At 54.5% G+C, this 17,497-nt stretch carries 9 protein-coding genes; 5 read left to right on the plus strand and 4 right to left on the minus strand.

What is annotated here, in order from left to right; all coding sequences use genetic code 11:
* The 4 genes from recC to ABYK60_RS16365 form a co-directional block, all read left to right on the plus strand.
* On the plus strand, positions 1-3,022 hold a 3,022-nt coding region (gene recC, locus ABYK60_RS16350), incomplete at its 5' end, for an exodeoxyribonuclease V subunit gamma (protein WP_372873082.1).
* 1 nt (position 3,023) lies between these two features.
* On the plus strand, positions 3,024-6,866 hold the full coding sequence (recB, locus tag ABYK60_RS16355; RefSeq protein WP_372873083.1) for an exodeoxyribonuclease V subunit beta: 3,843 nt from the start codon (positions 3,024-3,026) through the stop codon (positions 6,864-6,866).
* Positions 6,863-8,854, plus strand: coding sequence for an exodeoxyribonuclease V subunit alpha (recD, locus tag ABYK60_RS16360; protein ID WP_372873084.1), 1,992 nt, complete (start codon positions 6,863-6,865; stop codon positions 8,852-8,854). Before recB ends, recD begins: the two co-directional genes overlap by 4 nt.
* 111 nt (positions 8,855-8,965) lie before the next feature.
* The gene (locus ABYK60_RS16365) at positions 8,966-9,976 is read left to right on the plus strand and encodes a D-alanine--D-alanine ligase (protein ID WP_372873085.1); all 1,011 of its coding nucleotides are present in this window, start codon (positions 8,966-8,968) and stop codon (positions 9,974-9,976) included.
* Between the two features lie 138 nt (positions 9,977-10,114).
* Here the strand turns inward: ABYK60_RS16365 and ABYK60_RS16370 are convergent, their stop codons facing one another.
* The 4 genes from ABYK60_RS16370 to dapA all read right to left on the minus strand — a co-directional run bounded on the left by ABYK60_RS16370 (position 10,115) and on the right by dapA (position 16,700).
* A complete protein-coding gene (locus ABYK60_RS16370; RefSeq protein ID WP_372873086.1) occupies positions 10,115-13,213 on the minus strand; it encodes an efflux RND transporter permease subunit in 3,099 nt (1,032 codons plus the stop codon).
* The gene (locus tag ABYK60_RS16375) at positions 13,210-14,295 is read right to left on the minus strand and encodes an efflux RND transporter periplasmic adaptor subunit (protein ID WP_372873087.1); all 1,086 of its coding nucleotides are present in this window, start codon (positions 14,293-14,295) and stop codon (positions 13,210-13,212) included. Before ABYK60_RS16375 ends, ABYK60_RS16370 begins: the two co-directional genes overlap by 4 nt.
* A gap of 419 nt (positions 14,296-14,714) precedes the next feature.
* Positions 14,715-15,752, minus strand: coding sequence for an outer membrane protein assembly factor BamC (bamC, locus tag ABYK60_RS16380; protein ID WP_372873090.1), 1,038 nt, complete (start codon positions 15,750-15,752; stop codon positions 14,715-14,717).
* A gap of 66 nt (positions 15,753-15,818) precedes the next feature.
* Positions 15,819-16,700, minus strand: a complete 882-nt coding sequence (gene dapA / locus ABYK60_RS16385) for a 4-hydroxy-tetrahydrodipicolinate synthase (RefSeq protein ID WP_372873088.1) — start codon at positions 16,698-16,700, stop codon at positions 15,819-15,821.
* Between the two features lie 172 nt (positions 16,701-16,872).
* Here dapA and ABYK60_RS16390 point away from each other — a divergent pair, with 172 nt between their 5' ends.
* The gene (locus ABYK60_RS16390; RefSeq protein ID WP_372873089.1) at positions 16,873-17,400 is read left to right on the plus strand and encodes a glycine cleavage system protein R; all 528 of its coding nucleotides are present in this window, start codon (positions 16,873-16,875) and stop codon (positions 17,398-17,400) included.
* Positions 17,401-17,497: the final 97 nt, after the last annotated feature.

Below are 17,497 nucleotides of genomic sequence, written 5' to 3' on the forward strand. Positions count from 1 at the left end.
CCCCTTTGCCAATCAAACCGAGGTTGCTGATAACTGCCGCTGGCAGCCGATTTTGTGGCGGGCGCTGGTGCAATATAACCGCGACGAGCTTGGCCACAGCCATTGGCACAGGGCAAACCTGCACGCGGAGCTTGTCAGTGCGCTAAGAAACCCGGCCACCTCGATGCATGCCCTGCCTTCCAGATTGTTTGTGTTTGGTATTTCTTCGCTGCCGCCGCAAACTCTTGAGGTACTGCATGCGCTTGGCTGTCGTATTCCGGTAACCATGTTAAGCCTTAGCCCGTGCCGTCAGTACTGGGGCGATATTCTCGACCCACGGCAACGTGCCAGACTGGCACTCAGGTACAGTGAAGACAAGATGTTGCCCGCCCACTGGGAAGATACCCTGGAAGTGGGTAACCCACTGCTTGCTGCCAACGGTAAAATGGGGCGCGAGCTGCTCGATCTGGTATTCAGCCTGCCTGAAACCCACCTGGACATTGACGACAGCGAATATCAGACACCAAAGGACGATACTCTGCTTGGCCGTCTACAGGCCGATATACTCGATATGCAGGTCGCAGGCAGTCCCCTGTGTGCCACCCTTGAGCGTTATCAGCAACAAGAGGGCAAACTGCCACTCTCCCCCACAGACAACAGCCTGTGCCTGAGAAGCTGCCACAGCCCCCTCCGGGAAGTCGAAACCCTGCACGATCACCTGCTTGCCATGTTAAGCGGTGCCAATGGCTCGCTCGCGCCTCGGGATATCGTGGTAATGCTGCCGGATGTGGCAGCTTATGCGCCCTTTATTGATGCGGTATTCGCCTCCAAACGCGGCGAGCATTACATTCCTTATGCCATTGCGGACCGGGGCGCGGCTCAGGAATCGGCCATTATCCATGGTTTTCTGACCCTGCTTGATATCACAGACAGCCGCTTTGGCCTGACGGAAATTCTAAGTCTGCTGGAAGTGCCGGCGGTGATGTCCCGCTTTGGCCTCGATGAGGAGGAACTGGCGCGGCTCACAGGCTGGCTTGAACAGGCAGGAGTGCGTTGGGGACGGGATGCAAAAAGCCGCGAAAGTCTTGGTTTGCCAGCCTTTGACAAGCACTCATGGGCCTTTGGGATCCGACGGATTTTGCTTGGCTATGCCCTCGGCGATGATGCCGATTTCTATCAGGGCACCTTGCCCTTTTCAGGCATCGAGGGACAGCAGGCACAGTGTGTCGGTAAGCTTTTGGACTTTATTGAAGTGCTGGACAATTTCGCCCGTGACTTCAGCGCCGCGCTAAGTCTGGATAAAAAGTTCGAGCTGCTGCTGACATTACTCACTACCTTGTTCGAAGCCGAAGAAACCAGTATCGATGATATTGGTCAGATCCGTGAAACGCTCATTCAAACCAAAGAGATGCTGCTTCAGGCCGGTGAGCTGGACAGCCTGCCTCTTGAAGTTTTCAAGGCACACCTTGGCAGTAAACTCACCGAGTCCCGGGTTGGCCAACGTTTTCTGGCAGGTTCGGTCAATTTCTGCACCCTGATGCCCATGCGATCCATCCCGTTTCAGGTGGTCTGCCTGCTGGGGATGAATGATGGCGTTTACCCACGGGTGCAACACCCGGTGGGCTTCGATCTGATGGCACGAACCGGTGCCAGACGGGGCGATCGCTCCCGCAGGCTCGATGACAGATACCTGTTTTTAGAAGCGCTTTTGTCGGCCCGCAGCCAACTTTATATCAGCTTTGTCGGACGAAGCGAGCGGGATGACAGCGAACGAACACCGTCCATGCTGGTCAGTGAACTTCTGGATTGCTGTGAGCTGAGCGCCTTTATAGCCGGTGCAGCGGATGCCAGTCTTGCCCCTAGGCTTATTCAGCAGCAGCCGCTGCAACCCTTTGATGTGAAGCTGTTTCAGCAAGTAGATACGTCTAATTCAGCGACACTGACCACCAGCTTTGCCGCCCAGTGGTGCCCTGCCAATGTGCTCGCCCCCAGGCCCTTTATCGATGGTCCCCTCTGCGAAGCAGAACAGCACAGCGACAAAAACAGTGAAGACAGCGACGATAACACCCTGGATATCGCCTCCTTAATCCGTTTTTTCCGCGATCCGGTGAAGTTTTTCTGCCAGCGGCGCTTAAGGCTCGATTTATCACTGCGGCTCGATGCCCTCGACGATGCTGAGCCCTTTGAGCTCAACGCCCTCGAACGCTATCAGGTACAACAGCAAATGCTCGAATCCGCCCTCGCTGTTGATGCCAGCCTCGAACCAGGCACCCTGGACAATTTGGGTGAGCGCCTGGGTGGTCAGGGATTGATGCCCATGGCGCCTTTCGATAGCCTGATGTTCAGAGGTTATTGTCGCGATCTGGCACCTCTGCTTGAACGCAGCCGCTTTCTGATGGGCGACGCCGCGGCTGAAACCCTGAGCCTTAATCTGCCACTTCAAAGCGGCATTACCCTTAAAGGCACTTTAGAGCAGGTGTTTCCAAAAGGGCTGCTCGTCACCCGCCCCGGCAGCGCCAAGCCGAAAGATTTCATTGCCCTTTACCTGCGACATCTGTGTCTTTGCGCATCAAATCGCAGCGGCTTCAGCTTCCTGCTGGATGTGGGCCACTTTCACGCCATGGCACCTATTGATGCCAATGCAGCCCTTGCCAGACTAAACGCGCTTTACAGCATCTATGAAGCCGCCCAACAGCAACCATCCACGCTGGTGCCAGCCCTGGCCATGGCGGCGGCAGAAGCCCTGATTGAAGGCGATACCCAAGCAGCCAGCCTTGAAGCCCGGCTCAAAGATATCTGGCAAGACGCCAATGGCCTTGGCGAAGCCAATGAGCCCCATCAGCAGCGCTTGCTGTGCTTCCCTGAGGATTTTGTCAGTGACGACTTTCTCCAGCGGGCAGCAAACCTGTGGCTGCCTCTGCTGGTGCTGTGCCACAGCGGCAAACTTGGTGAGCTTGGCGACTTTATCGCATCCCCTGCATCAGTAGCGCCCCGATACCAACCCACCCAGTCGCTGGGCGAGCAGCCGAGCATTGGAGAGTAATATGTCAGCCATCGTCAGCCAGCCTTTGGATGCCTTCAGCCTGCCCATGTCGGGAGCTCGCCTTATTGAGGCCAGCGCGGGTACCGGAAAAACCTACACCATCGCCAACCTCTATTTACGGCTGCTGCTGGGCATTGGCGAGCCACGCCCCTGCACCGCGGAAGAAATTCTGGTGGTCACCTTTACCAATGCCGCCACCAGTGAGCTGCGCGACCGGATCCGGCGGCGGGTGCTTGAAGCCTTTAAGGCTATGCTCGGTCAGCCAACCAAGGATGCATTCCTGAATCAACTGGTTGCTGCCATTGATGACTGTGCGATCGCGCTGCGCCAGCTGGATTTAGCCCTTAAAACCCTGGATGAAGCCGCCATATACACCATTCACGGCTTTTGTCAGCGGATATTGTCGGATATGGCGTTTGAGTCGGCGCTGCTGTTCGAGAGTGAATTTACCCTCGATGACAGTGAATATCTGGAGCTTGCGGTTGCGGACTTCTGGCGTGCTCACTGCTATCCATTGTCCACAGAGATGGCGGCAATGGTACATGCCAAATACCCATCCCCCAAGGCGCTGGGGGCTGAGCTTCGCACCCTGATTGGCGCGCGGATGGCAAACCCCAAAAGCCGCCCCGGCAGCTTTATTGAACTTGCAGCCGACTACAATCAGCGTCTGTCACGGCTGCGCCTTGCCTGGCAAAGAGACAGCCAGGCGGTAATAGAAACCCTCAAAAAGCTGCCATTGAATGGTACCAGTTATGGTAAGGCCACCGACGATTTCCCCAAACTGAATGCTCATATTTCGGCTATGGACGCCTGGGCTGCCCGCGGTCAGAGTGAGCCGCCCATCAAAGCCATGCAGGCACTGGCCTACAAGAGTATCAAGCTCAATAAGGGCGGCGTACTGCCAGAACCTCAAGCATTGCCTCTGCTGGTACACATCGGTGAGTTTATTGAGGCGCACCAAGGGCTTATTCCTGCCTTTCTGTTATTGGCCCGGGACGATATCCGCACCCGCTTCACAGCGCTTAAATCCCAACGCAACCTGATGGCGCCGGACGATCTGCTGCTGACACTTGCCGCAGCCTTGGGCCATGGGCATCATTCGTCGGCTGCCGGCGAATCAGCGCCGGATGCAGACGACAATACCATTGCCAAGCGGCTCGCCACCGAAGTTGCAGCCCGTTATCCGGTCGCCCTGATTGACGAATTTCAGGACACAGATCCGCTGCAGTTTGCCATCTTCAATGCCATCTATCGTCCCGGCAGCAACGCCCGCGGCCTGTTGATGATTGGCGATCCCAAGCAGGCCATTTACGCCTTTCGCGGCGGTGATATCCACACCTACCTGGGGGCAAGACGGGCAGCATCCGCCCACTACAGCCTGGGTACCAACTACCGTTCATCAAAACCCATGGTGGATGCAGTAAACCGCCTGTTCATGGCCCGTGAACGGGTGTTTTTAACTGATGAAATCCCGTTTGAGCCTGTGAATGCCGCCGACCGCGGTAACAAAGCCCTGCTGATTGATGGTCAGGCCGAGACTGGCGCGCTCAACATCGCGGTGCTGGAAGAAGATCCCCTTAAAGGGCTGAATAAACACACGGCCCGTACCCTGATGGCGAATGATACCGCCGCTGATATCGCCAGATTACTGACCCTTGCCGCCGAAGGCCGCGCACGGCTGAGTGATAAATCCCGGCCACTGATGGCAAAGGATATTGCAGTGCTTGTCCGCGACAGAAACGAGGCAGCTTTTATTAAAAAGGCGCTTGGCGAGCGCAACATAGGTGCTGTATTTCTGTCCCGCGACAATGTATTTGCCACCCCGGAAGCCCGGGAAATGATGCATCTTCTGTACGCTCTGGCGCATCCCCGTGATGAAAAGCGTCTGCGCAATGCCATGGCCACGCGGCTGATGGGTTATACCCTCAGTGACATCGCCAGGGTAAACCGGGATGAAGATAGCCGCGCCGCCGAGCTTGAGCGGTTTGAATTATGGCACCAACGCTGGCAAAAATACGGAGTGATGCCCGCCCTGATGGCATTTGCCGACGACACCGCACTGCTGCAGCGACTGCAGGGTGAAGAAGATCCTGAGCGGCGCCTCACCGATTTTCGCCACCTGTGCGAACTGCTGGAGCAGGCCGCCAGCAGCCTCGATGGCATCAGCGCCCTGCTCGGCTGGTTTGAACAGGCGCTGGCCAATCCCAGCGGTGACGAAATTCAGCAACTCAGGCTCGAGAGTGAACAGAATCTAGTGCAGATTGTCACCATCCACAAATCCAAAGGTCTGGAATACGGCCTTTGCTACATCCCCTTTTTAAGCCTGGCGCGGGATAGCCGCGGCAAACCCTCGCCACTGTTGTACCACGAGGCAAACGGCCTGGTGTGGGATATAGAGCAGACTGACGAAGGCGTTGAAGTCTATGATGCCGAGCGCCTCGGTGAAGATTTGCGGCTATTGTACGTGGCGCTCACCCGTCCGATTTATGGCTGTCGCCTTGGCCTGGCCAACCACAGCCGTATATTAAAAGCCGGGATCAGCAGTGAAGTCCACAAAACTGCGCTGGGGTACCTGCTTGGCATAGACAGCAAAGACTGTGACGGCTATGCCCTGCGCAGCGCGGCACAGCGACTTGGCTGCGATTCAATTGCTGTGGTAGATGTGATAGAGAACGACACTCTTAGCCTCGTCAGGGCAGACCACCACCAAGGTTTGCTACTCGCCGCAAGAGTGCCTGACAGGCGCGAGGAAATACCCTGGCGGGTCGGCAGTTATTCGGCGCTGGTTGCCCACAGTGATGTGATTGGCAGCACTGATATTGACCGAGGCGCGCATCTCAGTACTGATGGCAACCATACGGCCAGCCAGCCCACCGATACCACCAATGCCAAGTCTGATGCCATGCCTCTGGCCATTCCTTTAGCCTATGCTGAGGAATTTGTGGCGCCGACCAGTCTGCTGCCTGGTGCGTCAGATGAATCGTTTTCACTGGAAGAGTCTCAATCTGGCAACGCAATAACTGGCATTCGAGAACAGATTGCTACTGGTGGTGATAATCTTTTTCATGACACAAACACCGCCAGTAACACCAGTAACCATGGGTTGCCAAGCCGATTCAGTTTCCCCCGTGGCGCCAATGCCGGTAGCTTTATGCACCTGGTGCTGGAGCTCATTCGCTTCGATGATGTGGCCACCACCTTGCCGCAGGTGTTACCCCAGGCCATGACGCAGTTCGGTATCGATGAGCTTTGGCAGCCGGTGCTGCTTGACTGGTATCAGGATTTGATGGTGGCGCCACTGTCAAACAATGCGGCCAATCCACTGCCTGCGCCTACATTCGCCCTGCAGCAGCTAAGCCACTCTAACATGCTGGTTGAAATGGAGTTTTATCTGCCTGTGACCCAGCTAAAAGCGCGCGCCCTTGGGGATCTGCTGGCGCTTTACCGTTACCGCAGTGATTTTGGCTTTGAAACCCTGAACGGCATGCTCAAAGGCTTTATCGACCTCACCTTCTGCCACGATGGCCGCTATTACATTGCCGACTACAAGTCCAATCATCTGGGGGATTCTCTGGCCCACTACCATCATGAGGCAATGCACTCAGCCATTGCCGAGCATCACTACGACTTGCAGTATCTGCTCTATACCCTGGCGCTGCACCGGCTGCTTAGAAGCCGACTGGTGGACTATGACTACGAACGCCACTTTGGCGGCTGTTATTACCTGTTCCTGCGGGGCATGTCAGCTTCTGCGCCCGGCTGCGGGGTGTTTTTCGACCGTCCGCCCAAGCTGCTGGTTGATGCACTGGATGCGTTGTTTGAAGGTAATGAGGTGCGGATATGATTGAGTTTGCAGGCAAGGAGCTTGGCAGCGGCGAATTCAAATCCCTGCTGAAACATTTGGCAGAACAGGGTGAACTCACTTCGCTTGACCGCCATTTCGCACTGGAAATGGCGCGACTGCATCAGGATGAATCGCCACTGATGCTGCTGGTGTGCGCACTGGTATCAAGGCAACTGGGGCAGCAGCATCCCTGTTTGGATTTAAGCGCCCTCACCCTGGCCAATCCCTTTGGCAGTGTGCGTGCACACTGTCGTATCGCCGTTAGCCGCGATGCCTTAATTGCGGCGATTTCCGAGCTTGAAGCCGTTGGCAGAGCGCTTTCGGGGCAAAGCGCCCCCGCCCAGAGCACCTCCGGTGTACAGGAGCAAATGGATGCCGCCAATGCCGACAATAAACCGCTTATCCTCGATGGGCAGCGCCTGTATCTGCGCCGCTATCATGGTTTTGAAACCCGGGTAGCGCTGCGGCTAAGGCACCTCGCACAGGGCACTGTGCCGGTCGCCGGTAACACCCGCGAGCTGTTGGATGTACTGTTCCCGCCTTCACAGCAGCACGGCTTGCAAGATAACAACGAGCCTGATTGGCAAAAGATTGCGGTGGCGCTCGCCGCAGGGAAACAGCTTTCGGTCATCACAGGTGGCCCGGGCACGGGTAAAACCACTACAGTCACCAAGCTGTTACTGCTGCTGTTAAAGCAAGCGCCGCTACGTATCCGCATGGTGGCGCCAACGGGTAAGGCAGCGGCGCGTCTCAGCGAATCCATCAAGGCCAGTAAGCAGCGCCTTAAAGCCAGCCTGCCGGACGCTTTGATAACTGAAACCGATGTGGATGCATTGCCGGAAGATGCCTCAACCCTGCACCGATTGCTCGGGTTTATCCCCGGCAGCAATCGATTCCGCCATCACGGGCAAAATCCGCTGGATCTCGATTTACTGCTGGTTGATGAGGCCTCCATGGTCGACCTGCCGATGATGGACAGGCTGCTCGACGCGCTGCCACCCCACGGCAGGCTGATTTTACTTGGTGATCAGGATCAGCTGGCGTCGGTCGAAGCCGGCGCAGTACTGGCGGATATCTGCGAAGGCGCCCGCAGCGGTTATCAATACAGTGCAGGTCAATGCGAACTAATCGGGCAATTAACCGGCACAGCGCTTCGCCCCGCAGCAATGGATAACAGCGCGTCAGGCCTTGGCGATAATCTGTGCACCCTCACCCACAGCCACAGATTCCGGGCCGACGCAGGCATTGGCCAACTGGCACTGGCTGTTAACCGGGGTGACAAACATCGGGTTGGCGAAGTGTGGCGCCATGGCTTTAGTGAGCTGCAATGGTTGCCACATGGCGAGGGTGAAGGCCGCGAGGCGCTGATTTCGCTCGCCTGCGATGCATACAGTGATTATTTAACTGCAATGGCAGCCTTCGCCGCGCCTGAAGATATCCTTGAGCGTTACAATCACTTCAGAGTACTGTGTGCCAGCCGCAGCGGCGAGTATGCCGTGGATGGCATCAACCTCGCCATTACTGTGGCGCTGGCAAAGCGCGGGCTTATTCAGCCGCGGCAGGAATTTTATGCCGGTCGGCCCATCATAGTGCAAAGCAACGACTATGGACTCGGGCTCTTTAACGGTGATATTGGCATTTTGCTGCCAAGAGGCCGTGACGATCTTCGGCTGATGGCGCACTTTATTCAAAGTGATGGCAGCCTGCTGAAGGTGCTGCCCGCCAGGCTGCCCGGCCACGACACCTGCTACGCCATGACGGTGCACAAGAGTCAGGGCAGCGAATTTTCCAGCGTCGCGCTGTCGCTGCCCATATCGCCATCGCCAGCACAGCAGGCGCTGATTGGACGGGAGCTTATTTACACTGCCATCACCCGTGCCAAGGACAAATTTATCTGCCTTGGCAATGAAACCTTATTTGAGAGTGCCATCGACCGGCGTACCGAGCGGGCATCAGGGCTTGCTACAAGGCTTTGGCAGGCGGATTAATTCTCTGTCATCTGCCTTGCGCCTGCGCTTAGGCCTCATTACACTGCTGGCTGACATTATTCGCGCGCTTTGGGACACGCCTTTACGCCGGACGCGCCTTTGGGAGACAAGATGAACAAATACAATCTGGTGCTGCTTTGCGGCGGTGGTAGCAGCGAGCATGATATCTCTTTGCTCTCAGCCAAATACTTTGAAGCCTGCCTCAGTGACCATCCACGCTTTAATACCCTGTGGCTCGAACTGAGCGTCAACGGTGAGTACCGCACCAAAGACGGTGAGATTGTCGAGCTGACCAACCGCCGCGAAATTCGCTTCAGCCAGGATGACAAGCCAGCCTGGCCTGTGGATTACATCATCCCCTGTATTCATGGCTTCCCCGGCGAAACCGGCGATATTCAGTCCTGGTTTAACCTGATTCAATTGCCCTACTTTGGCTGCGGCTCAGAAGCATCCAGCAATTGTTTCAACAAGATCACCGCCAAGATGTGGTTCAGCGCCCTTGGGATCCCCAACACCCCTTACCTGTACCTCGACGAGCCCAGCGATGACGCCATCGCCCGGGTTGAGAAAGCTTTTGATGAATGGAATGGTGTCTTTATCAAGGCTGCGAGCCAAGGCTCATCTGTGGGCTGCTTCCCGGCCACCAAGCGTGAAGACATTCCTGCGCTGGTCAAAAAAGCCTTCGAGTACGCGCCTTTCGTGGTGGTGGAAAAAACCATTGTCGCCCGCGAACTGGAAGTGGCGGTGTACGAATACGATGGCGAGCTGGTGGCCACCCGTCCGGGCGAGATTGTTTGTGCGGCCAACACCTTCTACAGCTTTGAAGAAAAATACGATGCCAAGAGCCAGGCGGTAACCCATGTGGAAGCGCCCGATGTGGATGAAGCCACGGTTGAGGCCATCCGCGACTATGCACTCAGGGCATTTAAAGGCATGAAGCTGCGCCATCTGTCGCGGATTGATTTCTTCCTTACCAGGGACAATCAAATTCTGCTCAATGAAATCAATACCTTCCCAGGGCTTACCCAAATTTCGATGTTCCCCAAGATGCTGGCAAATCACGGCCATGACTTTACCAGCTTCCTGGAGAAAGCCATTTTGGCGGAGCTTGAAGGCGCCTGATCCCGGCTGACCAATCTCAAAAACCTAAAGCCAGCCGCTGCTGGCTTTTTTGATGCCAAAAAAACGGCCTGAAGAATGTTCAGGCCGTTCTATTAAATGACAATTAAGCTTGCCATGGTTTACAAACCGCTGATGCCACTATTTGCGCCTGGCAAGTTCAGCTTCAAGTTCGTGAGCCACTGAGTCAGGCGAGCCTGAATGACGGGCAAAGAGCGCATAAGCCGTTGGAATGACCATCAGAGTAAAAACGGTAGCAAGCAGAATACCCGACAGCACTACCACCCCGATAACAAAGCGGGTTTCCGAACCTGCTCCCTGTGCCATTACCAGGGGTACAGCGCCCGCCGCCGTGGTAATACCCGTCATCAGAATAGGACGCAAACGCTGAGTGGACGCTGTAAGCAGCGCATCGGTAAACTCGCTGCCCCGGTCACGCAGTTGGTTGGCAAATTCCACGATCAGAATACCGTTTTTCGCTGCCAGCCCCACCAACATAATGATGCCAATCTGGCTATAAATGTTGATGGTTTGCCCGGTCAACCACAGGCCAAGCAAAGCGCCCAGTGTCGCCAATGGTACAGTCAACATGATCACCGCCGGATGCACATAGCTTTCGAACTGAGCTGCCAGCACCAGGAACACCACACCTAACGCCAGTACAAACACAAAGTACATGGAGTTGCCGGATTCCTGATAGTCCAGCGACTGGCCCTTGTAGCTCACCACCGCCTCGGCCGGAAGATAGGTACGCACAATGTTGTTCAGGTAATCCAGTGCTTCGCCCAGGCTATAACCATCGGCCAGGTTTGCCTCTATAGTAATCGAACGCATACGGTTGTAGCGGTTCAGGCTGGAGGCGTCGGCAAATTCTTCCACATGCACCAGATTCGACAGCGGGATCAGCTCACGGCTGCGCTCTGAGCGGACATAGATGTTGGTTAAATCCTGCGCCGTATTCTGCTTGGCGCGCTCACCTTCAATGATGACATCATACTCTTCACCATCACGCATAAAGGTAGTCACCAGGCGTGAACCCAGCATGGACTCCAGGGTGCGGCCAATGTGCGAGACAGACACACCGAGATCGGCGGCGCGGTCACGGTCAATCACCACCCGCATCTGCGGCTTGGTTTCCTTGTAATCATGATCAAGCGCCAGCAGTTTGGGATTTTCGGCCGCCCTGGCCATCAGAATATCCCGCCACTGTGCCAGCTCCTCATAACTTGGGCCACCCAGCACAAATTGCACAGGTTTGCCCACGCCGCGTCCGAAGCCCTGACGCATCACAGGAAAGGCCTGCACACCGGCCAGATCCGACAGCCGGTTACGGATGTCGTTCATTATTTCAAAACCACTGCGGCGCTGCCCCCAATCCTCAAGCACGATAATCGCCATGCCGTTGGAAAAGTCAGCCGAGCGGCCAAATCCCCGTGGAGCACGGATAAGCAGGCGCTTCACCTCACCGCTGTCCACCAGCGGCATCAGACGCTCTTCCACTTCATTCATGTACTTTTCAATGTACTCATAGCTGGCGCCCTGTGGACCGTTAACCATCAGGAACATAGAGCCCCTGTCTTCACGGGGAGCAAACTCCTGGGGCACCTTTTGCATCATCCACACACTGAGAGCCAGTGCACCTATCACCGTCAGGCTAACAGCAAACGGATAGCGTATAGTGCGCTCCAGTGAGCGGCGATAGAAGCCTTCCAGCCACTCCATGCCGCCATCGACTTTTTTCACCAGCCAGGAACTCTCGCTGGTGGGTTTAAGCAGTTTGGAGCACATCATAGGGCTTAAGCTCAAGGCCACCAGGCTTGAGAAAATCACCGCGGCGCTCATGGTGACGGCAAATTCTTTAAATAGCTTACCCAAATCACCCTCAAGGAAAGTGATAGGCATAAACACCGCCACCAACACCAGAGTAGTGGCCACCACCGCAAAGGCCACCTCACGGGCGCCGAGGAAGGCGGCTACCAGTGGGGTTTCCCCTTCTTCGATACGGCGGTGAATGTTCTCCAGCATCACAATGGCATCGTCCACCACCATACCGATGGCGAGGATCATCGCAAGCAAGGTAAGCAGGTTAATGGTGTACCCAAGGATGTAGAGCACGATAAAGGTGCCCAGCAGCGACACAGGCACGGTAATGGCCGGCACCAGCATGGCGTGCACGCTGCCAAGGAACAGGTAAATCACCAAAATCACCAAAATCATGGCGATAAACAGGGTTTGGTACACTTCCTTGATAGAGGCTTCGATAAATACTGAACTGTCATAACTGCGCTTGATTTCCATGCCGGGCGGCAGGGTCGGGTTAATTTTATCAACCAGCGCATTCACCGCACGGGCCACCTCCAGAGTATTGGCGGTGGACTGCTTGGTAACGCCCAGACCAATCATGGACTCGCGGTTACCACGGAACATGATGCGCTCTTCTTCGGAGCCAAGCTCTATCTTGGCGACATCGCCCAGCTTGACCAGATAGCCGTCATCGCCCTGTGCCAGCACCAGATTGGCAAAGTCTTCGGCGTTACGGAAAGTACGCTCAAGCCGCACAGTAAAGTGCCGCTCTTTTGACTCCACCGAACCTGCGGGCAGCTCTACGTTCTCTGAGCGCAGCTTGGATTCGATATCGGCAACGGTAAGATTGCGTGCCGCCAAGGCCTGACGGTCAATCCAAATGCGCAGCGCATATACCTTGCCGCCGCCGAGACGCAACATGGCAACCCCGTCCATGGCAGAAAAGCGGTCCGCCAGATAACGGTTGGCGTAATCTGTCAGCTCAAGGGTGTTCATGCTGTCTGACACCAGATTGAGCCACATGATGACTTCGTCGCCACCATTGGCTTTACGGATCTCCGGTGGATCGGCTTCTTCCGGCAGGTTATTCATCATGCCGGAAATACGGTCACGGATGTCGTTAGCTGCTGCTTCGATATCGCGGTTAATGTTGAACTCCAGGGTCACAGAAGAACGGCCGTCACTGGAGGATGAGCTGATGTGACGAATGCCTTCAACCCCGCTGACCCGGTCTTCCACCAGCTGGGTAATTCGGCTTTCCACCACAGAAGCACTGGCGCCGCGATAATTGGTTTCAATGGAGACCACAGGCGGGTCGATATGGGGATATTCCCGCAGGGGCAACTTATCGAAGGCCACCAGACCAAAGGCGATAAGCAGCAAGCTTATCACCGACGCAAACACCGGCCGCTTTACAGACAGATCGGTCAGGATCATGCGGCGTTCTCCTCATCACCTGCCACGGCGGCGCTGAAATGCTCTTTCATTTCCGGTTTCACTTCATCACCGGGACGAGCCTTGAGCAAACCACGTATCATTATGGTTTCGCCAAGTGCCAGGCCATCGACAATTTCAGCCCAGCCACGCTTACGCAGTCCTAAGGTCACTTGACGGCGCTCCACTTTGTTATCGGCACCTACGATATAGACATAGTGATTCTTCTGCACCGGAATGATGGCAGATTCGGGCACCATCATGGCTTCCCGACTGGTTTTGATCAGGCGGATTTTCATCAGCATGCCGGGCAGTAAACGGCCATCTTTGTTGGGAATTTCTGCACGAATGGTCACGGCACGGGTTAAGGGATTAATCCGGCTGTCGATGGAAATCACCTTACCCTGGAACACTTCACCGGCATAGGCCACGGCTTCGGCTTCCAGTGTCTTACCGGGGTTCAGCTGCGGCAGGAACCGCTCTGGCACGGCAAAGTCGAGTTTAATAATGGAGATATCATCCAGGGTGGTGATGGCAGTGCCCGGGGTTACCAAAGCGCCGGGACTCACCTGACGCAAACCCAGACGGCCGGCAAAAGGTGCACTGATGGCGCGATCGCTCAAACTCGATTCGGCTTGTTCAAGCTCTGCACGGCTGGTATCGATTTGAGTTTGCAACCGGTCACGCTCCAGCTCTGCAACGGTCTGGCTGGTTACCAGTGAGCGAATACGATCAAATTCGCGCTGATTGTCGCTCACCTTAACTTTTGCTACCTGCACCCGGGCACGCTGTTCAATATCCTGCAGTTGCACCAACAGCTGCCCCTGACGTACAACATCACCATCGTTGAAGTTAACCCGGGTTACGGTTTCAGTAACCTTGGCGGTGATGGTAACTGATTCATTTGCACGGGTGGTGCCGAGCGCCTCTACTTCGTCACGTACGGTTTGCAGCTCTACCTTGGTAACCACAACATTGGGAACCGGACGCGAACGCTGAACCTGGGAGTCAGGCTCAGTTTGCGTAGACAAATACCAGGCTCCGGCCCCCCCGACGAGGACAAGGAGTATAAGGATTTTTTTCATGTGACTTCCAAACTTCAGGCAAAGTTATCGTTATCGTCGGCAAATGCCTTGCCGATGCTTTGTGTGAAGCTAGTTTACCCTTGCAGACAGGTGCTTCAACACGTTTTACTTTTCCTTACAAAATACGCTTTTATGTACAGTTTGGATCAGATCCAGGCTTGTTGGCGAGGTTGTCCTGCCAAAGACTTAAAGCTGGCAGTTAGCTCTACTGACTTGCAATAATGCAGTCAAATTCTCTGTATGGCATCCTGTTTAGCAAAAATCCATTATTCATCGCCGCAGACATCTCATTATCGGACGCTCAACATCCTTGTTTAAAACTCCGGGGAGTACCGTGAATAAAAAAGAGGCCTGATGGCCTCTTTTCAATACTGATTGATAACTCAGAATGAACTGAGCCACTCAACTCTATCTGCCTGTTATCGCACCTTGCGATCTTCCTGCATCAGTTCAGCGAGGGCGCGGTAGATTTGTGCGACCTTCTCATCGGCCAGTGGCTTGTCTTCCTTATCAAGCAGACGAATTTCGCTGCTTCCGGCAGAACCTTCACTCAATTTCAGTTTATATGTACCCTTTTCCAACTCAAGTTTGGCATCGCCCCACAAGGAGCTCCAGAAGCCAGAATCGTCATTGTAATTGAGGAAGTACAGACCCTTGCTGCTATCCATATCGGCGAGCTCAAAGCCCAATTCAGGCAACACGATGCGCAGACGGTTCCAAACCTGGTTGTAATCACCCTTAGCTAAATAATAAGCATCACTTTCAGCTTCGCCGTCGACCAACTCAACACCTATGCCTAAACTCTCACGCACTCGTTTGGCCTTAATGGCCTGCTCACGCTTAATTGCCAAATAGGCGATAGCATTATTAAGCTGATCTATGGTGAAACGGCGCTTATCATCATCAGAGAGTCGAGCCTGCAAATCGTCACCGTCGTAGCTTTCCTGATGATCAATTAAATCGATGGTGATGGCACCTGTACGGCCATGTGGACGCACTTCCACCTGATAGCGATACCGCTGCTTCAGGGTAAAGACCTTGTCAGAACCCCAGAAGCTGCTATCCAGTACATCCTGAGTTTCTATCCAACCCGTCTCCAACACGCCGGTTGCATAGTCCTCTTTTTGAATATCAACCTGATGGCTCACCAGGTAATCCTTCAACAAGCCAAAGATTTCCTGCTTCAGATCCAAACTGTTATCAAAAGACTCAACGATAACCTTGATATTGTCAGAGCCTTCCTCAACCCGGGTACCTTCTGCCATGGGCAGCACTTGCAGCGGTGGCCGAATATCCAGTGCCTTCCCGACGAGAGCGGATTGAGCACGTGGACCTACTGACGGAATATCGTATTCCCGGCTGTAATTGGGTGACTTGAGACCCGCTGGCACTTTCAGTGGCGCCGACACCTCGGCATTCACATATTCGTCGTTACCATTTGCCTGACGGCGTTCCATGGGCGTACTGCATCCCGCGGCAAGGGCGACGAGAATGAATGGCGTTATTTGTTTCAACTTCAAGACTTAGACCTCCAGTCCGGCTTTTTTCATGGCATCGAGCAGTAGACCATGACAAGACTGAGAAAGTTCAGTCAGTGGTAAACGAATGAAACCATCCTTGATAAGTCCCATGCGATGAGCGGCCCATTTCACTGGTATCGGGTTAGCTTCACAAAATAGCGTGCTGTAAAGGCCACGCATAGGCTCATCGGCCACCAGCGAGCTTTCGCTGTCGCCGGCGATGGCAAGCGAGCACATCTTCTTGAATTGGGCAGGTACTATGTTATTGGCAACCGAAATGACGCCATGGCCACCCGCGAGCAAAAACTCACGAGCCGTAGCATCATCGCCGCTGTACAACAAGAAGTCCGGGCCACACAGCTCGCGCAGACGGGCCACGCGGCTCACATCACCTGTGGCTTCTTTAATGCCGATGATGTTGGCCACATCGCAAAGCTCAGCCACTGTCTCAGGCTTCATGTCCACAGCGGTACGGCCAGGTACGTTATACAGAATTTGTGGAATATCAGTGGCTGCAGCCACTGCTTTATAATGTGCAACCAAACCCTTGGGTGTAGGTTTGTTGTAGTAAGGCGTAACACCAAGCATAGCGGCAACACCCGTTACAGACAGGGCTTTGGTAAGCTCAATCGCTTCGGCAGTGGCGTTGGCACCGTTGCCACCGATAACGGGAATACGGCCCTTGGCATACTCAACGGTTTTGGCCACCACATTGACGTGTTCTTTCATGGGCAGAGTGGCCGATTCGCCTGTGGTCCCAACGGCCACAATAGCATCAGTGCCATTGGCAATATGAAACTCGACTAAACTCTCAAGACTTGCAAAATCCACTGAGCCATCACTGTTCATGGGCGTGATTAAGGCTACGATGCTTCCGTTTATCATCTGACTTCCCCAAGGTTGCAGGACTCGCTATGGTACTGACCCCTATGGCGATTGACAAGCCATTTACAGGGGTCTCAAAAGGATTTGTTTGTGGTAGCATTGGCGCGCGTCAAAGCCGCTGCCGATGTGGTTAAAAAGACGCCATGACAACGACACACAAAGAGGAACCTACATGACCAATTACCTGGTCGTCACCGCCATGGGATCCGATCGTCCCGGTATCGTCAGCAAGCTCGCCCGTCTGGCCAGTGACTGTGATTGCGATATCGTCGACAGCCGTATGGCGCTTTTCGGCAATGAATTCACCCTTATTATGATGGTGTCCGGCTCATGGGCGGCCATCACCAAAATTGAAACCTCCCTGCCCCAATTGTCAGTGGAAATGGAACTACTGACCGTGATGAAACGTACATCACGCCATACGCCGCAAAACTATGTTTCGCGCATTGAGGTGGAATTTCATGGTAAAGATCAGCGCGGTACCATGAAGCGTATCACTCAATTTTTAGCAGATCGCTCGCTGGATTTGGCTGCTGTACGTTCGAGCGCCGAGGAAGCCGAATCAGGAGAGTCTATCCAGCACGTGTTTTTTGCCATCAATATTCCTGAAAAAGTAGTACTGGATAAACTCGAAAAGAGTATTCATGAGCTGGCAAACGAAATGTCGCTGGTCTGTCAGATTAAAAGAATGCAAAGCTAATACGGCATTAATCAGAAGGACGACGAATGAATACCTTAAAAGCAGGCGACAAAGCGCCGCTGTTTACTTTGCCTAATCAAAATGGTGAGATGATTTC

The sequence above is a fragment of the Shewanella sp. genome, assembly GCF_041630135.1.
Taxonomy (GTDB): Bacteria; Pseudomonadota; Gammaproteobacteria; order Enterobacterales; family Shewanellaceae; genus Shewanella.